Here is a 17,733-nt window from a genome sequence, read left to right as displayed (position 1 = left end):
AAAAAGGCGGACAAATGTCCGCCTTTTTTTGTTTTTCTTTAAGTAAAGTCCGGGGTTGTTAGAAAACCGCAACCTAGAAAAATAGTTTTACGTCAATTTTTTGCAGCCCCCTGTCAATTGGTTTACCCTTCCAGTCATACTAAAGGCGTACCCGTTGCCGGTCGCCAGTTCTAACTCAGTGCCGAAATGCCCGTTTCAGGCTTTCGGACCATTCCAGTGTCGCAGTTAACACGGGGCAGTGAGTGAATCCATTCAATGATGGCTGTGCAGCCAACGATGAGTTCCAGTCAGCGAATAATGGTCTGCAAAAGGGCGAATTGGTAAAGGATCTGCTAAGGCAGCGGATTCAGTTTCCGGCGTTGCCAGAAGGATGGCTTGGTCGGCCGCAACTCGAACAGTCTATCGCGGCATCGCTCCGGCCCCGTAGCGTGATTCTGATTGAGGGTGGCTGTGGTTTCGGGAAGACCCATCTGGTTGCCAGGGCGATCGATACTCACCGATCCGCTCCAGACGATTGTTGCTGGATCACGCTTAATGGTCAGGATAATTCCCCGTCTCGGTTTCTGACGTTGCTTGCCATCGCACTTAACCTCTCAGAGACGCTGGAAACTGCTCTCCACAGTGGTGGAACCTTCTCCGATGTGTTGGCCATGCTGTTGGTTTCCCTGGAGCGTAAGTCCGGCAAGGGCGAGCCCAAGGCTCTTGTTCTGGATAACGTCCAGAGCCTGACTAACCCGTCGGTAACGGCGCTTCTTCATCAATTGGTCGCGGACCTACCCCGTTGTCTCTGTGCGGTTCTGATTTCACGCAGTGCGGTGCCATTTGAAACCCATAACCTTGAGCTTGAGAATCGCTTTGTCCGTTTTGGCGTAGATGCACTTGCTTTCAGTCGGTCCGAAACCTTTGAGTTTTTTGACCGGTTGTTGGCGTCTGACCGGTTGACCAGCGTAGCCGTCGATCAGCTTTACGAGGTAAGTGAGGGCTGGCCTGCGCCTCTTGCCTTATATAGGAGAGAAATCGCTTGCTCCGAGAATCGCCAATCACTGCTGGATAGTGCCAGTGTGCAGCGCTTTCTCAAGGAGTCTGTTCTGGGACATCTGACCCGACTCCAGCAGCGCTCTCTTCAGTTGATGGCTGAACTTGAGCTGAGTTCGGACTCTCTGTTTTCCTCCGGAGAGTTTCCCGACTTTCCCGTTGATTTCCTGCCGTCTCAGGCCGCTGATATCGGCATTCCGCTGCGGGCGGTGCCCGGTCGCGGACGCTGGTATCGGTTGAATGGCTTGCTGAAGGAATGGCTGAAAACGCCGCAGGTACCGGGGCAGAAGGCGCGATTGCGCTACGTCAGTCAGTGGTTTGGTGAACGGGATCAGTTTCCGGAATCCCTGAAATATGCCCTTCTGTCCGGCGACTCGAAACTGGTGATCGAGATCGCGTCTGAGGGATCCGAAGCGCTGCTTCTCGGCCAGGATACGGCGTCGCTGTTGCAGCTTCGGAAGGCACTCCCGCAGCACTTGCTGGAGAGTAGTCCCCGTCTTCGAATTGTTTACAGTTGGGTGCATGCCATTGGTGGTCAGTTCAGCCGGGCAAGGGCGCTGATCGACGGCCTCGGCGAGGTCGACAGGGTCTCCTACTCAGCCCGTTTGTGTGCGCTCGAAGCATTCATTCTGCGGGGGGAGGGCCGGATCGGGTCGGCGCTGGATATGGCGGATCGCGCCCTTTCCCAGGATGAACTGTCTGCCCAGGCTCGTCTGGTAACCCAGATGGTCCGCTCAAGTGCGTTGTCGGCTTGCGGTCGTTTTGCCGAAGCCAGGGAAGCCAATCGCATGGCAGCAAAACTGGCTCGTGAAGCCGGTGATTATGGATCAGAGGCTTTGTCAGTCTATGGTCACGCGGGTATTGAACTTGGCAAAGGGGCCTTGAAACACGCGGAGCAGCTTCTGCGGACGGGGCTCGACACAGCCATGCATGAGCTAACGCGATATGCGCGCATCGGCGAAACCCGCCTGCAGCTGAGTCTCGCGCTTGTGCTTTGGCATCAGGGGCGTGACCGGGAAGCGGATCGTCTTCTGGCATCCTGCAGTCGGCAGGCTGAGCAATCAAGGGATGTCGGATTGCTGATGGCCATGGCGCTTCGGGTATTGATGTGTCGGGCAGCAGGACAGTACGAGGAGGCTTTCGCATGGGTAGGCCGTGCAGAACGAACCATGCATGCCTGGCAGGTGGATGAGGCCTTTTTTGAGCCGGTTCTGGAGGCACTGAAGGCAAGCTGTTGGCTGGCTCAGGGGCAACTGGAGAGCGCCCGGCAGGCGCTTGAGAAGCTGGAGCCTCATCGCTCTGCCGGCCGGATTCCGGAGTTGTTTCCGATGATGCCCGGACTGCTCGATTGTCTTCAGGTTCGTGTTGATATGGCACAAGGGGCTGCCGAGGGTGCCCGTGAAAAACTCTGCAGCATCAGGCACCGCTATGGTGAGCGAATGCCCTCAGGGGTTGCCATACACGTGCGCCTTCTGGACGCGTTGCTCGCCGAGGACGGTTGTGACCAGAAGATACTGCAAGCGGTTATTCAGTCCGCTGCGGAAGAGCACTTTGTCAGTCCCTTTGTCGAGATGGCACATGAACTCAGGCCGCTGATGGAGAAGGTCTTTCCGCGCCTGGAGGAGAGCGCTTTCACCTTGGCGCTCGGTCGAGTTTTCGATTTGCAGGTTGCTCCGGCCCACAGGGATGTATTACCTGAGCCGATCAGTGATCGCGAGCATGGCGTTCTTGAATTGATTGCCAAGGGGCTGTCGAATCAGGAGATCGCGGACGAGCTCCATATTTCACTTCATACTGTGAAAACCCACGCTCGAAGGATCAATGCGAAGCTGGATGTAAAGTCCCGGACTCAAGCCATCGTTCGTGCCCGGGAACTCGGCTTGCTCTAAGCGTTTTTCAGCTCTGTCTTTAACTCGTCGATGCGGGCGTCTTTCTCTGCCCAGAGCTGGGATACCCAGCGCTGGAATTCGGTCCGAACCGCGCGGTCATTCCCGTAGTCCATGCCCAGAAACTGCTCCGGAATTTCTCTGGTCTGAATATCGATCACAATCCTATCGATCCGTCCGCACAGATAATCCCAGAAGCCCGCCTTACCGTCCGGATAGACGATCGTGACGTTCAGCATGGTGTGGATCATTTCTCCCATCGCCTGCAGGACAAATGCTGTGCCGCCAGCCCTCGGTTTTAAAAGGTGGCGATAGGGAGAGTGCTGCCGCTGGTGTTTGGCCTCGGTAAAGCGGGTTCCTTCCATGAAATTGAAAATTGTCACCGGGGTATAGCGGAACTTTTCGCAGGCGGCCTGTGTGGCTTCCATGTCCTTGCCCTTGAGTTCAGGCCGGCGGGCCAGTTGTTCTTTGGTGTGTCGGTGCATGAACGGGAAATCAAGTGCCCACCACGCGATGCCGAGAAACGGCACCCAGATCAGTTGTTTCTTGAGAAAGAATTTGAGCAGTGGAATTCGATTGTTGAGCACGTACTGGATAGCCGGAATGTCTGCCCACGTCTGGTGATTGCAGGTGACGAAATACCAGTGATCCTTATCAAGCTCCTCCAGCCCCCGAACGTCCCAGTGGACCTTGTGGAACAGATCCATCAGACAGTTGTTGAATCCGATCCAGAGCCAGGCTATTCGGTTCAGGATTACAGTGCATAGAGTCCTGAATCCGCTCATAGGCACAAGCAGTTTGGCAATGGCAACGATCAGCAGGATAGGAAACAGTACCAGGGTGTCGAGGAGTATCAGCAGGGCAGCAAGGCTACCCTTCAGAGGTGCGGGCAAGAAATACAGCATGCTCGGGGTCTCTGTCCTTTTATGGGGGTCAGCTTTCGGTTTTGGTTGTGGTTTGTCCGGGTAACAGGTTTGATTCGGAAATGGACGTTGCCATGCTTAGCAACCGGTCAGGCGACAGGTTTTGCATGACGCGGCTGAAATCCTGATCGTAAAAGCTCAGATTATTGTACTGAATGATCGAACGGATTTCGTTGATGTATGCCTCTCCCCGTTCGGAATAGCCCACCAGCCCCGCAGCAAGCTCGAAGCCTGACAAGGGCAGATCCTGGCGATTGTCGGCCCGGAGTTTTCGCAAGGTTCCGTAACTATGGTGACGGTTCAGATTTTCGATGTAGGCGCGGACCGATCGATAGGGAGAATCGAAGGTTGCTACTTCATGACGCGCGCCTTCCTTACGTTGTTTTGGGATCAGTCCGCAGCCGCGAGAGAAACACCACTGGCCGAACAGGTTGAATCCGGCTGTGGCAAAGCGAGAGGTTCCCCAGGCCGATTCATTCGCCGCCTGAGCAAGAATAAGTGAAGGAGGAATAACGTCCAACCGGTGCTTTAGCTGCTGGAAAAACTGCTGGCTGCCGGGCTCGCCTTTAACCCGCAAGCGATCAGCCTGAGTGGCCAGCCAGCGCTGTTCCTTGGAAGAGAGATCGCTTTTCCCAACCAGCGTTTCGAGATAGTGTCGCTCCATCAAAATACGCGAATTCGCAAGCACAATTCGCGGGTAAAGGAACGAGAAAAAAGCGGCCTTCTTTTCGGTGATGTCGTTGTACTGGGAAAAGTCTGGTAGATCCGCGTTCGCCCATGTTGGCAGTGCAGGAAGGGGAGGCTGTGAGCTATTTTGCTTCCGGTCGTTAAACCCGCCCATGTCGTCGTATGGGGAGTAAAAACCGCCCCCGACCGCAAACGCCAGCAGGGGAACCATCAGCATCAAAGCTTTTGTGCCTGAAGACATAAGGCCTCACTTGAAAAGGGTGAGGCAAAAGTATAACAGTTCTTGCCTTTTATGCAGTTATCCCGACCACAGGCTCACGGGCCCGTCAACGGATGCGAGTGGCAAGCACCAGTCCGATGTTTTCCTCGCCGTTGCGGGTGTCTCGGAGGCGCAGGTAGAACTGGTTCTGGTCGGGGGTGAAGAACCCTTCCAGCGTTAATTCGCCGGTTGTGTCGGTGCAGGAAAAACTTGCCTGCCCATTACCGGCATCTGCGTACACGAGAGTGACGCTGTCACCCAATGAATCCACGAGGGAAGGCGCGGAGACTGTCGAGCCGCTCACACTGTGTGTGACTTCCAGGATACGGGGATCGAGTGTGGCGCTTGACGCAGAGTTGATCGTTAACGTCGCATGATTCATGTGCTGCAGGACATTGGTGTCTTCTGACATGCCGAGGCTGACTCCCTGGAGCCGATATCGGCCATTCGTCGGGGCGGGAATCGCGTGCTGCGAGCTGGCAATCAGAAGGCCGTCGCCGCCCGGGCTATCGTTCATGTTCACTGCCATGAAACTGCCATCCGGAGTGCTGGCACCAACACCCAGCTGCGGTTTAGCCATTTCGTCTGTTGGTAGCTGACTGATGCCGAAGTTCAGTCTGCCATCGTACAGAACGGCATTGTTTCTGTATGAGGGACGGCGACTCACAAGCCGGTTCCGGGTCACGCTGGTTGTGTTTTCCCACTGCACGGATCCCGAGGGCAGACGGGCAAGTACAGAGGTTGCCACTGACTCGTTGATGCTGCCGTTTCCGCTATTCACGGTCCAGATACCGGTGCCCGTCTCGACTTCCATCACAGGCTGGTTATCGAATGTCTGGCAGCTGCTTGAGCTGCCCTGTCGTTGAGAGGTGTAGACGATGTTGTAGGCGCCGTTAACGGATGACAATTCAAAGCCTGATTGGCGCTCAACATTGATGTCTATGACGGAGAGAAAATGATTTTCCAGAATGTCTCTGCGCTTGTAGCTTTCTCCCTCAAGTTCCAGGGCAATCGCTTTTCCAGCTGTGAAGTAGCTACTGACAATTCGATCCGGTGTGTTGGAGTCGGCCGGCGGTTCGCTAATAAAGGCATCCATATAGTAGGGATTGCGGGTCCAGCCAATGCTACTGGAAAAATTGTTGGTGACGGTTTGGAATAATGCACGCCCGGCAGTCAGGCGAATATCATTAACAATGCTTGCGGACCCGACTGCGGGTGTGTGGGAGTTGAGTTCCCAGATACTGTTATCGCGCAGGCAGAAGGTATTTCCTGCCTGATGTGTCAGTAGTTCACGGCTGTAGGGAATATCACCGGACAGGACGGTAGAGTTCAATCCGGGTAAGAGATCACTGACACTGGCAAATGACAGGCCGGGATAAACATGGTCCTCCCTGGGTGAGAGAACTTGCTCCTGACCTGTGCGCACGCCCCAGAAGCCGGCATTTGATAAGTTGCTCTCTAGAAAGGTCTGGCCCAGCTCAACACCAAAGAATACTGAGTTGTAGTTTCCTTCGAGTACGGCGAGCTCCCCGGATGACGTGTCCAGGCTCAATGCATATTGCATCATGTCGTCAATGTAAGATGTGAAATCGCCACGGGCGCCCAATAAAGACAGCGCCGTCTCTTTACTGGCCGTACCTGGAATGTCTATCTCGAAATCGTGAATCTGGTCAGCCAGCGAGGCCCAGGCCGCCTTGCCTGTGCAGTCGTCTTGTTCTGTGCAGTCTGTGATCGCTTGTATGTCGAACGCGGAGTACTTGGCGATCGTCTGTCTGACCAGAAACTCTGAGAATGGATTGACCTGGACGTTCTGGTCCGCGTCGGCGGCCATCGAACGGTACACCTCATCGCCAAATCTGGCTTCAATGAGGGTGTCCGGACCTAGCGGTAGTCCACCTGGAAAAGCGATGGTAGCGGAGAGATCGTCGTTGTAGGTGATCTCAGCCGGGACTGACACAGAGTTGTCGGTCGTGGCGTAAACTGAGATGCTTTCCGGCTTCACAAGGCGCAGATTGCGGCGGGATGACTCTGCGTCCGGAGCGGCTGTTTCGGGCACCTCCATCGTCAGTCGAATTTCATTGGGGCCGAGTCCCGAGGTCGTGCCGCCTCCACCGGGCGTTCCGGGCGTAAACCCTTCGCCTCCGGATGAGGCGCCGCCGAAGTCATTGGTGTCTTTTTTTGCGGCATCAATGGCGTCGCTGGTGCAGCCGCCGAGGAAGAGAAACGCTGAAAGTAGAGCCGGGCCGGAAAGAGATCGCATTATGTGCTGTCCATGCGTTTGAATTCGGCCTTGAGTATATCAACCGATAACGCAGGAAAGCGTGAGAAAAGCCACGGAATGGGTGCCCTCAGGCTCGGGCACCCGGTTGGAAAGATCCAAAAATCAGGTGGGGGAGGGGATTAATTTCAGAAAAAGATCTTCATGCCCGCCATGACCCCTTCATCCAGATTCAGGTCTCCACGGATGGGGCCGTCAAAGTCGGTGTTGAGGTAACGGTAACCGACAAACAATTCACCGTTGCGGATCAGGCGGTAGCTGCCACGCAGTTCCAGGCTGGTCAGGTCGTCGGAATCACCAAACGACATGATGCTGGGGGCGTAATGCAGCGAGCCGGTGAACGACAGACCCGGAGCGCGGGGGATGTTCAATGTGGCAAAGCCGCCCAAGGCGCCGGCGCCACCGTCCAGATTGTCGTCTTCCCAGGCATAGCCACGGATGCCAATGCCGGCTGTGGTTGGCAGGTTCCCGATGGCTGTTCTTCCCTGTGCGTGGAAGTCCAGGTTCAGGATGTCGCGACCACCTTCGTGGTAGGCGTAGCCGACGCCCATTTGCAGCTCATTGCTGGCATTGAAGAAGTTGGCCTGGCCTTTGACTGAGTCGTTGGTCAGGCTCAGATCCAGGTCGCTGGCAATAGCGGGCGTGGCGGCCAGGGACAGCGCCAAAAGAGTAATGCGGGTGGCTTTCATGGATGCACCTATTGTAACTGTTTAAATATTTGGAATATTTTAATGTCCCGCTCGGGACCGTCTCAAGTGAAACGGTGGTAAGTTGTCGCGTGCGGACTGCTTTTTTAGTGTTGTGTGTCGCTGTCGCCCTGGTCGAGATCCTCTGGCGAGCTGTTTTCAGCAGGCACACGATACTCCTCATTGGCCCAGGCGCCGAGGTCAATCAGCTGGCAGCGTTCAGAGCAGAACGGCCGGAAAGGGTTGTCGTCGGACCATTCGACGGACTTCTTACAGGTTGGGCATTCTACGTTCATGGTGGCCTATTCGGGAAGTGTGGCGAATTCTGCGACCGCAGCTAATCAAAAAGCCGCAGGCGCTTTGCAGTATTGTTCCAGCACTGCACGGAGCATTTCAATATTGACAGGCCTGGCAACGAAAGAATTCATGCCAGCCTTGTGGCACTTCTCTTCATCCTCCTCCCTGGCACTGGCGGTCAGTGCAACCACCGGCACAGGGTCACGGCCCTGTGATTCTTCCCAATGTCTCAGGCGCTGAGTGGCCTCGAAGCCGTCAACGCGCGGCATTGCGCAGTCCATGAAGATCAGGTCGAAGCTGTTCCACTGCCAAAGACTTTCCGCGGCCTCGCCGTCTGGTGCCGTCATGACGTTGCACCCCAGCTTTTCGAGGAGCCGGCTGGTGAGCGTTCGGTTAACCGGATTATCCTCCACCAGCAGCACTTTCATTCTCCCGCAGGGCAGGTCGGGCCTCGGGTGCGCATCGCTGACGGTCTGCAGTGAAAAACGGGTCAGGAAACGTCGTTCGTGTTTTGCCGCATCTGAAAAAAGCAGGTTGAGAATGGGAGCGAGGCAGGACTCCCTGAGGGACTTGCTCAGGAATGCGTCGGCGCCGGCCTGACGAAAATGTTCGGCATCGCCCCGTTGCGGATTTGAAGACAGGATCAGCAGTCGCATGTGCGACCAGTCGGGATTGCTGCGGATCTGGCGGCAAAGAAGGTCGCAATCCATGTCAGGGACGAAGCCATCCAGAATAATGGCATCGAATGCATGCTCGCTGTCAGATGCCTGCCGGAGGGATGTCAGGGCTTCACCGGCCGATTTTACCGACTCAATGTTCAGGTTATGTCGGGACAGCATTTCAAGGGTGATCTTACGGGACAGGTGATACGAGTCGACGACCAGAACCCGCTTGTTTCTGATCATACGGGTGTCCGGGGCGGCTTTGCGGGTCTCTTCCTCGGCAACGGGCAGCGTCAACTCCATCCAGAAGGTGGATCCTTCACCGACCTGACTTTCAAGTTCAAGAGTTCCATGCATCAGCTGGACGAGTTGCCGGCTGATGCTAAGGCCTAGCCCTGCCCCCGGGAGCTGACGCTGGAACCTCTGGTTCAACTGAACATAGGGTTCACAGACTAGGGGAATGTCGCTTGGGTTGATGCCAATCCCGGTGTCTTCCACAGACAACCTGAGTCGCACCATGGCGTCCCGGCGATTCAGTACCTCGATGCTGATCAGAACATGGCCGGAGTCGGTGAACTTGAGTGCGTTTGAGGTCAGGTTCAGAAGGATCTGGCGAATGCGCACCGGGTCGCCCTTCAACGCCCAGGGCAGGGTTTCATCCACCCTCAATTCCAGCGCGAGACCCTTTTCCCGGGCCCTTGGGCCAAGCATTTGGACAATGTCGTTGAGGGTGTCTCTCAGGTCAAAAGGGATATCCTCAAGCACCATCTTGCCGGCCTCGATACTGGAAATGTCGAGCAGGTCGTTGATGATCGAAGACAGTCCTTCCGAAGCGCTGAGCAGTGTCTGCACGTATTCCCGCTGCTCCGGATCCAGGGGCGTATCAGCCAGCAGAGTCGAATAACCGAGCACCGATTGCAGCGGGATTCTCAATTCATGGCTGATGTTGGCCAGGAATTGGTTTTTGATGTGATTGGCCCGCAAAGCCTCGTCTCGCTCATCCTGGGACTGAAGTGTGGATTGGCGCAGGGAACGGGTGTCTTCGAGTAACTGAAGCCGCATGGTGTTCAGAGCGTGTTCCAGTTCCGACAGTTCATCCGGTTTTTTTGGCGGTCGCCGCTTGAGTTCCAATGGCGCGATTAATGCGTCCAGATTGAGCCTGCTGGCATAGTCTGCAATGGCTTCCAGATGCCTGGACAGGGTAAGGCGAACGATTACAAACAGTCCGAGGGTGCCCATTAACATGACTGACCATTGTGCCAGGAGGTTCAGGAGCGTCCGTTTGGTCAGGTCGGCGTAAATCTGGGTCAGGGAGGAAGTCAGCGTCAGGGTTCCTACCGTTTCCGGAGGAAGGTTACGTGTGCGGTCGTATACGAGCGGGAAGCTCTGGTTAATCACCGCGCCATCTGGCTTTTGGCCAGATGTAAATTCGCGACCGGTGGTTGTCTGTATGTGTGCCTGTTGAATGCTTGCCAGCGCAGTAATGTCATCCAGCCCATTGGCCGCTTCGCTGAAGTTCAAAATCCACAGGTTATGGCTCAGGCTCCCGGCAACCAGTTGGGCAGTTTTGTTCTGGCTGGCCAGAAGGTCGTTTTTGCTCCGACGAAGTTCGCTCAGGGTTTGAATGCCCGTGGTGACCACCGATAAAACGAGGCTGAAGAGAAGGACGTACACCAGCAGGCGGGCCGCCAGGGGTCTGATCCCCAGGCGCTTGGATAGGCGAGATGTAGGCAATGCTCAAATTCCTTTTGACAACAGCAACGTCTGCCTGGGCAGTTTAACAGACCGTCAGTACTTCCACACATTGATCCGGTCCCCGGTTCACAAAACGAAACCGAATATTGAGATCGTAGAGATGAGCCCCGTAGATTCTTTCCTCCTCCTGCCCGCGGCGGAACGATGGGCGAGGGTCGTAGCTGACAACGTCTTCGATAAGAGCCTGCAGGTCCGGATAGAGCTCGGGTGATAACTGGCTGAGTTGAATCCGGGCCTCGGGCAGGAACATGACCTCCATCCGCTCTGTAGGGGCGCTTTCTGCCCACCCAAGAGATGCTTCTGGAATCGAGTCGGCAAATGGGAGGTAGGGTTTGATGTCCAGAATCGGGGTGCCTTCAATTAAATCGTGGTCACTGATTTGCAGAATCAGTTTGCCGTCGCGGCGGATAATGCCCCTGTTTCGAACCACGGAGAGGCCCAGGCTATTGGGGCGAAAGGGAGAACGACTTGCGAAAACACCCATTTTTTTGTTTCCGCCCAGCCGGGGAGGGCGAACGACCGGCCTCCATTCGGCCCGAACCGCTTCGTGAAACTGAAAGGTCAGCCAGAGGTGGCTGGCGGACTCCAGGCCCCGGAAGGCGTCTTCACGGTCGAATGGGGATTGGATGATCAGGTCGGCATGGGCGTGGAGAGTGAGGCCGGGCTGCCGCGGCACACCAAACTTGTCCCGGAAACAGGAACGGGTGATGGCAATGGGTGTCAGCGTCAGGGCTTCCTGCGCTGGTCGGGAAGGGTGTCGTGGCATGGTCAGTCCAGATAGGGTCTCTTAATGCTACCGGAGAAGTAGAGCTCTACCCGAAACAACAGGGAGCCCTGGTCTTTAAAATTGCGTTCCCGGGGGAAATTGAGTGCCGGTATGAGTTCGGCAAATATCCAGTCGCTGTAAAGTCTGTACCGCCAGGTAAGCTCGGCAAACACATCCGTTGTGCGCCATGATGGCTGGCTTTCGCCCAGGACGCCCAGTCGAGGCGTCAGGAGGGATCGGTTGTTCAGTTGCTTCTGAGTACTGAAAACCTGGGCACCGACGAATTTCCTGTCCCGGTGAACCCACTCCAGCTCTGACGATGATTGGAAGTACCAGCCGTTACCCGTTGTTCTGCCGACTGCGACCCAGGTGCGCTCACCCCAGCCATCGTTGTTGAAGTAGTAAACCCGTTGCTGAGCGCTCAGGGTCCAATCGTCGTCCAGTTGCCATTGCTTCTCGGCGGTGGCGCGCCAGAATGCGTCGAGAGGCAGCCGCAACCGAACACCAAAGTCATTGGACAGATTTACCGCATCACCGATCTGGGTGAGGAAGCGGAGCGCGCCGGTCGCTTCGGTGTCGGATCGCTCATCATCCGTCAGTTGCCGATCGCGCTGCCGCTCTTCCAGGGGGATCAGCTCTTCACTTTCACTTTCGATGACCAGGCGGAGTTTGCGACGGGTAGTCGGAATATCGAGCCGGAATCGGGCCTCCGGGTCGAAGCTTGCAAGGTTACCGTAGGCGGATTCCGCGGCAAAACCGATGCGCAAATAACTGGCGTTGTTGGGCAGGCCCCGGTCGCTGCCGGACAGCGTCCTGTCTGCCCATTGTCCAAGCCGTTCGACCTTCGGACTTTGCCGGCGCTCCTGAAGAAGCACCCAGTTGCTGAACTGGATCCAGTAGGAGTCTCTGGGTTCTGCCCAGTATTCCGACGGTTCGAAGTCGTAGAAGGACTGAGGCAGACTCTGCGGTGACAAAACCTCGCTAAGAGGCATTTCCCGAACCTCTATTGCGGGCTCGGCAGCCGACAGTTGTAGGCTAAGAGTGCAAAAACCAAGAAGTACCAGCCATGACCATAGTGCTGACAATGTCCGGTCAGACAAATTCCACCTTGAATCTTTCGTGTAAAGCACGAACCTGACGCTCCACGTCATTGAACGGACGACTGTTATCTATTATAGCGTCCGCCCGCTTCAGTCGCTGCTCTCTGGGCATCTGGGCGGCAATAATCCGTTCGACCTGTTCCCGGGAATTACTGTCCCGCTGCATGGTCCGTTCTATCTGGGTGGCAACAGGCACGTCGACGACAATGCTGCAGTCTACGAGTTGATGCTGGTCCGTCTCGAAAAGCAGGGGGGAAACGAGGAGTGTGTACGGTTGGTTATAGTTGTCGGGCACTAATTGCCGCTGCAGTTCTTCACGGATAACCGGATGAAGAAGGGCTTCCAGCCATTTCCGCTGCTCGGGATGTTCAAATACGATGACCCGGAGCTGAGCCCGGTCCAGGGCGCCATCGGGGGTCAGAATGTCCTGCCCAAAATGGTCTGCAATATCTTTCAGTGCGGGGGTGCCGGGTTCAACGACCGCCCGGGCAACATCATCGGCATCCACCCAGTGAATGCCGAGCTTGCCAAACATTTTCACTACGGTGGACTTTCCCGAACCAATACCACCAGTGAGTCCAATAACTGCCATCAGCTGACGCCCAGGAAGCCAAACCAGATGCGCTGGATGTCTGACCCAAACCACAGGCAGAGGAGGCCCGCTGCGGCCAGATAGGGGCCAAAGGGAATGGGAACCTCCCGACCGTGCTTCTTGAACACCATCAGACTGAGGCCAACAACCGCGCCCACGATCGATGAAAGCAAAATAATCGCAGGCAGCAACTGCCAGCCAAGCCACGCGCCGAGGGCTGCGAGGAGCTTGAAGTCTCCATGCCCCATACCCTCTTTGCCAGTAACCAGCTTGAACAGCCAGTACACGGACCAGAGAGACAGGTAGCCCGCGACAGCGCCCCAGAAGGCGGAGGAGAAATCCGTGAAAACGCCGAAGTAATTGAGGATCAGGCCCAGCCACATCAGAGGCAGGGTGATGTTGTCGGGTAACAGCTGGGTATCAAAGTCAATCATGGTCATAGCGACCAGCGACCAGACCAGCAGCAGGGCCCACAGAGCGGCGTCCGAGGGTCCGAGCAACGCCACCGTGACCACGGAAAAAATCGCGGTCAGGGCTTCGATCATCGGGTAGCGCGAAGAGATGCGGGTTTTACAGTTTGAACACTTGCCACCCAGAAGCAAGTAGCTGATGACCGGAATATTCTCCCAAGCCCGGATGCCATGGCCACAGGAAGGGCAGGTGGACGCTGGCTTGGACAGGGTGATGACGTCTTCCTGTTTCCGCTCACCTTCCGGAACGTCCAGGAACTCTTCGCACTGGCAGCGCCATTCCTGGTGCATCATCTTGGGCAGGCGCAGTATGACGACGTTGAGGAAGCTTCCGATGCAGAGGGAAACGAAAATGACGGTCAGGTAAAGCAGCCAGGGCGTGGCAAGCAGCGTGTCAAAAAAAGCCATGGTGTATCCGTTAGAAAGAGAAAGCCGGGCCATGGTGGCCCGGCTGATTACAGCGAAAGTGTGGTGTTAACCGACGACCTGCCCCATCTGGAAGATGGGGAGGTACATGGCGATGATCAGGCCACCTACCAGCACGCCGAGTACGGCCATGATCATGGGCTCCATCAGCGCGGTCAGGTTGTCGACCATGTCGTCGACTACGGCTTCGTAGTGTTCCGCGACCTTGGAAAGCATGTCATCCAGATTTCCTGATTCCTCTCCAATGGCGGTGAGTTGTACGGCCATTACAGGAAATACGTTTTGCTGGCGCATGGATGCTTGTAGTTGTGTTCCGCTTGATACGTCGGCTTTAATTCGTTGAATCGCGTCACGGTAAATCGCATTACCGGTAGCTCCCGATACAGAATCCAGGGCGTCCACCAGTGGTACACCTGCTGCAAAAGTAGTCGAAAGAACCCGTCCAAATTTAGCTACAGCTGATTTGTCTAAAATCTCACCGACTATTGGTAGTTTGAGAACATATTTGTCGACAAGATCGGAGAATTTTTGAGATCGCCGAATAGATTCTTTCAGCAAGAAGATCGATCCGACAATGCCAATTAGAACGATGAACCACCAACTTTGCATCCACTCTGACAAATTCACGACCATTTGTGTGAAAACTGGGAGTTCAGCGCCAAAGCCGTTAAACAGACTCTCGAATTGAGGGACTACCTTGACCAACAGAATTGCTGTTACAACGAGAGCAACTACCACTACTGCCGCAGGGTAGGTCATTGCTTTCTTAACCTTTTTCTTGAGTAATTCCGTTTTCTCGAGATAGGTGGCTATCCGATCAAGCATTTGCTCGAGGGCGCCAGCTTGTTCGCCGGAGTCCACCAGATTGCAGTACAGGTCGTCAAAGTGCTTTGGGTGCCTCCGAAGTGCTCCGGCAAAGCTTGTGCCAGCGGCAATGTCAGTTCTAATGGTAACAACCAGCTCCTGAAGGCCTTTGTTTTCAAGTCCATCGGCAACAATGTCAAAGCTCTGGACCAGTGGCACGCCCGCCTTCATCATGGTGGCGAGCTGCCGGGTTAGCATGGCAATATCAAATGGCGTAATTTTCTTACTTCCACCAAACAAAGGCTTTGGTTTCTTCTTGACCTTGTCAGGAATGATGCCTTGCTTTCGAAGCTGGGCTTTAACCAGAGCAAGGCTTGCTCCGTTTAATTCCCCCTGCGCCTTGTTGCCTTTTCGGTCTTTTCCTTCCCAGATAAATGCTTCCAGCTTTTGCGCTTGTTCTGCCATTACTAATCCTTCGTCACGCGGTTGGCTTCTTCGAGACTGGTTACACCCTCAATTACTTTAATGAGGGCAGACTGCCGCAAATTCCGGAAGCCTTCCGCCTGAGCCTGCTTTGCAATTTGAATGGAGCTGGCCTCTTCCATAATCATGTTCGCCAGTTCGTTGGTAATCCTGACCACCTCGTAAATGCCGACGCGGCCTTTGTATCCTCCACTGCATTTATCACAGCCCTTGGGGCGGTACAACGTGAAGCCTGTTTCAATTTGTTCCTCTGTGAACCCTTCCTTCAAAAGCACGTCTTTGGGGACGTCTAAAGGTTGTTTGCAGGCGCTGCAGAGTCGTCGGCCCAGGCGCTGGGCGATAATCAGGCTCACCGAAGTGGCAATGTTAAACGCGGGCACGCCCATATTCATCATTCGGGTGAGGGTTTCCGGGGCGCTGTTGGTGTGCAGCGTGGAAAGTACCAGGTGACCGGTTTGTGCGGCCTTGATCGCAATGTTCGCGGTTTCCAGATCTCGGATCTCGCCCACCATGATGACGTCAGGGTCCTGACGGAGAAATGCTCGCAGGGCCTCGGCAAATCCCAATCCAACTTTTGTGTTTACGTTGACCTGGTTGATGCCTTCCAGGTTGATTTCCGCCGGGTCCTCTGCAGTGGAAATGTTGGTTTCCGGCGTGTTCAGGATGTTCAGGCCTGTATAAAGAGATACGGTCTTACCCGATCCGGTGGGACCGGTAACCAGAATCATGCCTTGCGGTTGCTTTAGGGCATCCAAGTAGAGTTGTTTCTGATCCTCTTCGTAACCCAGGGCGTCAATGCCAAGTTTGGCTGAGCTGGGGTCCAGGATTCGCAATACGATTTTTTCGCCCCACAGGGTGGGAAGTGTGTTGACCCGAAAATCGATGGCCTTGGTTTTCGACAGCTTCATCTTGATTCGGCCGTCCTGAGGTACGCGACGCTCGGAGATGTCCAGCTGGGCCATGATCTTGACCCGGGCCGAAATTTTTGGGGCGAGCTTGATGGACGGGCGAGAAACTTCTTTCAAAATGCCGTCGGTCCGGTATCGAACACGATAGGTTTTTTCGTAGGGTTCGAAGTGGATGTCAGAGGCGCCCCCCCGAATGGCGTCAAGAAGCATCTTATTGACGTATTTGACGATCGGTGCATCGTCGACTTCGGCGCTGGAAACGTTGTCTTGTTCGTCCTGATCACCACCTTCGGTTTCAACGCCTTCCAGATCTGCGTCGTCCAGGTCGCCCATGGTGGTGTCCTGAGATTCCAGATATTTTTCGATGGCGGTTCGCAGCTTGGCGTCATCCACCAAGACGGCATCAGTGCTCAAGCCCGTGTTGAACTTGATTTCGTCCAGTGCCTGAATGTTGGTAGGGTCGGAGACGGCGACAAACAGGCGATTCCCTCTTGTGTACAGAGGGAGTGAGTTGTGTTTGCGGATCAGCTTTTCGTCAACAGCCTTCTCGGGCATCATCTCCGGCAAGAACGCGTCCAGATCCAAAACCGAGAACCCAAACTCCAGGGCTGCCGAAGAAGCCAGCTTGCTGCTGTCGGCAAGGTTGTGTTGAGCCAGGTAGGTGATCAGCGGAATTTTGTTCTGGGAGGCTTGAAGAAATGCATCTTTAGCGATTTCTTCGTCCAAAAGGCCGTCGTCCACAAAGCGTCTGGCCAGTCCGGTTAGGGTGATGCTGCTTTTATTGTTCGACATAAGTGTTCAAGAAGGCCGTTCAAGTTGTTGAAATCGGGTCTTAATCTTTTGCTTCCCGAGTTTAGAGGCATGGTTGCCGTATTGAAAGCATGGTTTTGCAGGCTTTTGTTTTGTTCGGTATCTGCGGCGGGAAAGCGGTGAGTGACAAAAAGTGTCACCTATAGACGTTCTGGGTCATGATGTTTCGCTAAGGCGAGGCGTGACCGAGCGGTTGGGAGCATGGGGTTGCGGCGGTTTGCCGTATGTTTTACAAAGTTTTGAAGTTGGCACGCCCAGTGCTTATCATTGTTCAAGCTCCTGCCGCCGAACGAGAAAATTCTTTCGGGTCTGAGCTCCGTGGAAGTGACTAACGAAAAATAGAGGTGAATAATGAAAAGCATTCGTATGAATCAGGCTCAGAAGGGTTTCACCCTGATTGAATTGATGATCGTTGTTGCAATCATCGGTATCCTGGCCGCTGTTGCTATTCCTGCGTATCAAGATTACACCATCCGGGCTAAAGTTTCTGAGATCATTGGCATTTCAACTGCAGCGAAGACACCGCTCTACGAGGCATATGCGAGTACTGGAGCGATGCCGGCTGACAATACCGATACAGTGATTATCGACCAGCTCGCCAACTTTGATGCATCTGCTTACACCGCTGCAGCGACCACTTACGCTGCGGACGATGAAAGCGGTGACGGTGTCGACAACCGTGGAACGTTTACTCTGACACTGGGGGGCTTGGGTGCCGGTGCCGATGGGGATACGTTCATCGTTGAATATATTGGCTCGGCTACCGGTCTGACCATGACCTGTGATACTGGTAACTTGGACGACAAGTACCTGCCTTCAGCTTGTAAGTAATTCCATATTGGGCCGATTGGGTCTGGTATAGAGTTAGCTGGCCCTCTCTGCGGAGAGGGCTTTCTTTTTCAAGGT

At 55.0% G+C, this 17,733-nt stretch carries 14 protein-coding genes; 2 read left to right on the top strand and 12 right to left on the bottom strand.

Annotated elements, in window-relative coordinates; genetic code table 11:
- The first annotated feature begins 242 nt into the window (after nucleotides 1-242).
- Nucleotides 243-2,924 (top strand): LuxR C-terminal-related transcriptional regulator, encoded by a 2,682-nt coding sequence (locus tag K8I84_RS06745; protein ID WP_223793973.1) that lies wholly within the window; start codon nucleotides 243-245, stop codon nucleotides 2,922-2,924.
- On the opposite strand, the gene K8I84_RS06740 is transcribed toward K8I84_RS06745, so the two are convergent.
- The 12 genes from K8I84_RS06740 to pilB form a co-directional block, all read right to left on the bottom strand.
- The gene (locus K8I84_RS06740; protein WP_223793972.1) at nucleotides 2,921-3,826 is read right to left on the bottom strand and encodes an acyltransferase; all 906 of its coding nucleotides are present in this window, start codon (nucleotides 3,824-3,826) and stop codon (nucleotides 2,921-2,923) included. The two genes, K8I84_RS06745 and K8I84_RS06740, sit on opposite strands and share 4 nt — an antisense overlap.
- Before the next feature lie 28 nt (nucleotides 3,827-3,854).
- Nucleotides 3,855-4,772, bottom strand: a complete 918-nt coding sequence (locus tag K8I84_RS06735) for a glucosaminidase domain-containing protein (protein ID WP_223793971.1) — start codon at nucleotides 4,770-4,772, stop codon at nucleotides 3,855-3,857.
- 85 nt (nucleotides 4,773-4,857) lie between these two features.
- Nucleotides 4,858-7,050 (bottom strand): hypothetical protein, encoded by a 2,193-nt coding sequence (locus K8I84_RS06730; protein WP_223793970.1) that lies wholly within the window; start codon nucleotides 7,048-7,050, stop codon nucleotides 4,858-4,860.
- A 146-nt stretch (nucleotides 7,051-7,196) separates the two neighbouring features.
- Nucleotides 7,197-7,757 carry a YfaZ family outer membrane protein gene (locus K8I84_RS06725; RefSeq protein ID WP_223793969.1) on the bottom strand — a complete coding sequence of 187 codons (561 nt, stop codon included), beginning with the start codon at nucleotides 7,755-7,757 and terminating at the stop codon, nucleotides 7,197-7,199.
- 104 nt (nucleotides 7,758-7,861) lie between these two features.
- The gene (gene yacG, locus K8I84_RS06720) at nucleotides 7,862-8,050 is read right to left on the bottom strand and encodes a DNA gyrase inhibitor YacG (RefSeq protein ID WP_223793968.1); all 189 of its coding nucleotides are present in this window, start codon (nucleotides 8,048-8,050) and stop codon (nucleotides 7,862-7,864) included.
- Between the two features lie 45 nt (nucleotides 8,051-8,095).
- Nucleotides 8,096-10,447, bottom strand: coding sequence for a response regulator (locus K8I84_RS06715; RefSeq protein WP_223793967.1), 2,352 nt, complete (start codon nucleotides 10,445-10,447; stop codon nucleotides 8,096-8,098).
- 43 nt (nucleotides 10,448-10,490) lie between these two features.
- Entirely contained in the window at nucleotides 10,491-11,234 is a 744-nt protein-coding gene (gene tsaA, locus K8I84_RS06710) for a tRNA (N6-threonylcarbamoyladenosine(37)-N6)-methyltransferase TrmO (RefSeq protein WP_223793966.1), read from the bottom strand.
- 2 nt (nucleotides 11,235-11,236) lie between these two features.
- Nucleotides 11,237-12,226, bottom strand: coding sequence for a hypothetical protein (locus tag K8I84_RS06705; protein WP_223793965.1), 990 nt, complete (start codon nucleotides 12,224-12,226; stop codon nucleotides 11,237-11,239).
- Nucleotides 12,227-12,326: 100 nt separating this feature from the next.
- On the bottom strand, nucleotides 12,327-12,926 hold the full coding sequence (gene coaE / locus K8I84_RS06700; protein WP_223793964.1) for a dephospho-CoA kinase: 600 nt from the start codon (nucleotides 12,924-12,926) through the stop codon (nucleotides 12,327-12,329).
- On the bottom strand, nucleotides 12,926-13,804 hold the full coding sequence (locus K8I84_RS06695) for a prepilin peptidase (RefSeq protein WP_223793963.1): 879 nt from the start codon (nucleotides 13,802-13,804) through the stop codon (nucleotides 12,926-12,928). Before K8I84_RS06695 ends, coaE begins: the two co-directional genes overlap by 1 nt.
- A 66-nt stretch (nucleotides 13,805-13,870) precedes the next feature.
- Nucleotides 13,871-15,091, bottom strand: a complete 1,221-nt coding sequence (locus K8I84_RS06690) for a type II secretion system F family protein (protein WP_223793962.1) — start codon at nucleotides 15,089-15,091, stop codon at nucleotides 13,871-13,873.
- Nucleotides 15,092-15,093: 2 nt separating this feature from the next.
- Nucleotides 15,094-16,809, bottom strand: coding sequence for a type IV-A pilus assembly ATPase PilB (pilB, locus tag K8I84_RS06685; RefSeq protein WP_223793961.1), 1,716 nt, complete (start codon nucleotides 16,807-16,809; stop codon nucleotides 15,094-15,096).
- Between the two features lie 369 nt (nucleotides 16,810-17,178).
- Between pilB and K8I84_RS06675 the strand changes: the two genes are divergently transcribed.
- Nucleotides 17,179-17,658, top strand: coding sequence for a pilin (locus K8I84_RS06675; RefSeq protein WP_317848205.1), 480 nt, complete (start codon nucleotides 17,179-17,181; stop codon nucleotides 17,656-17,658).
- Nucleotides 17,659-17,733: the final 75 nt, after the last annotated feature.

This window comes from Marinobacter sp. F4216 (genome assembly GCF_019931195.1).
Classification (GTDB): domain Bacteria; phylum Pseudomonadota; class Gammaproteobacteria; order Pseudomonadales; family Oleiphilaceae; genus Marinobacter; species Marinobacter suaedae.
The sequence above is the reverse complement of the archived record's forward strand: the minus strand, read 5'-3'. Positions and strand labels throughout refer to the sequence as shown.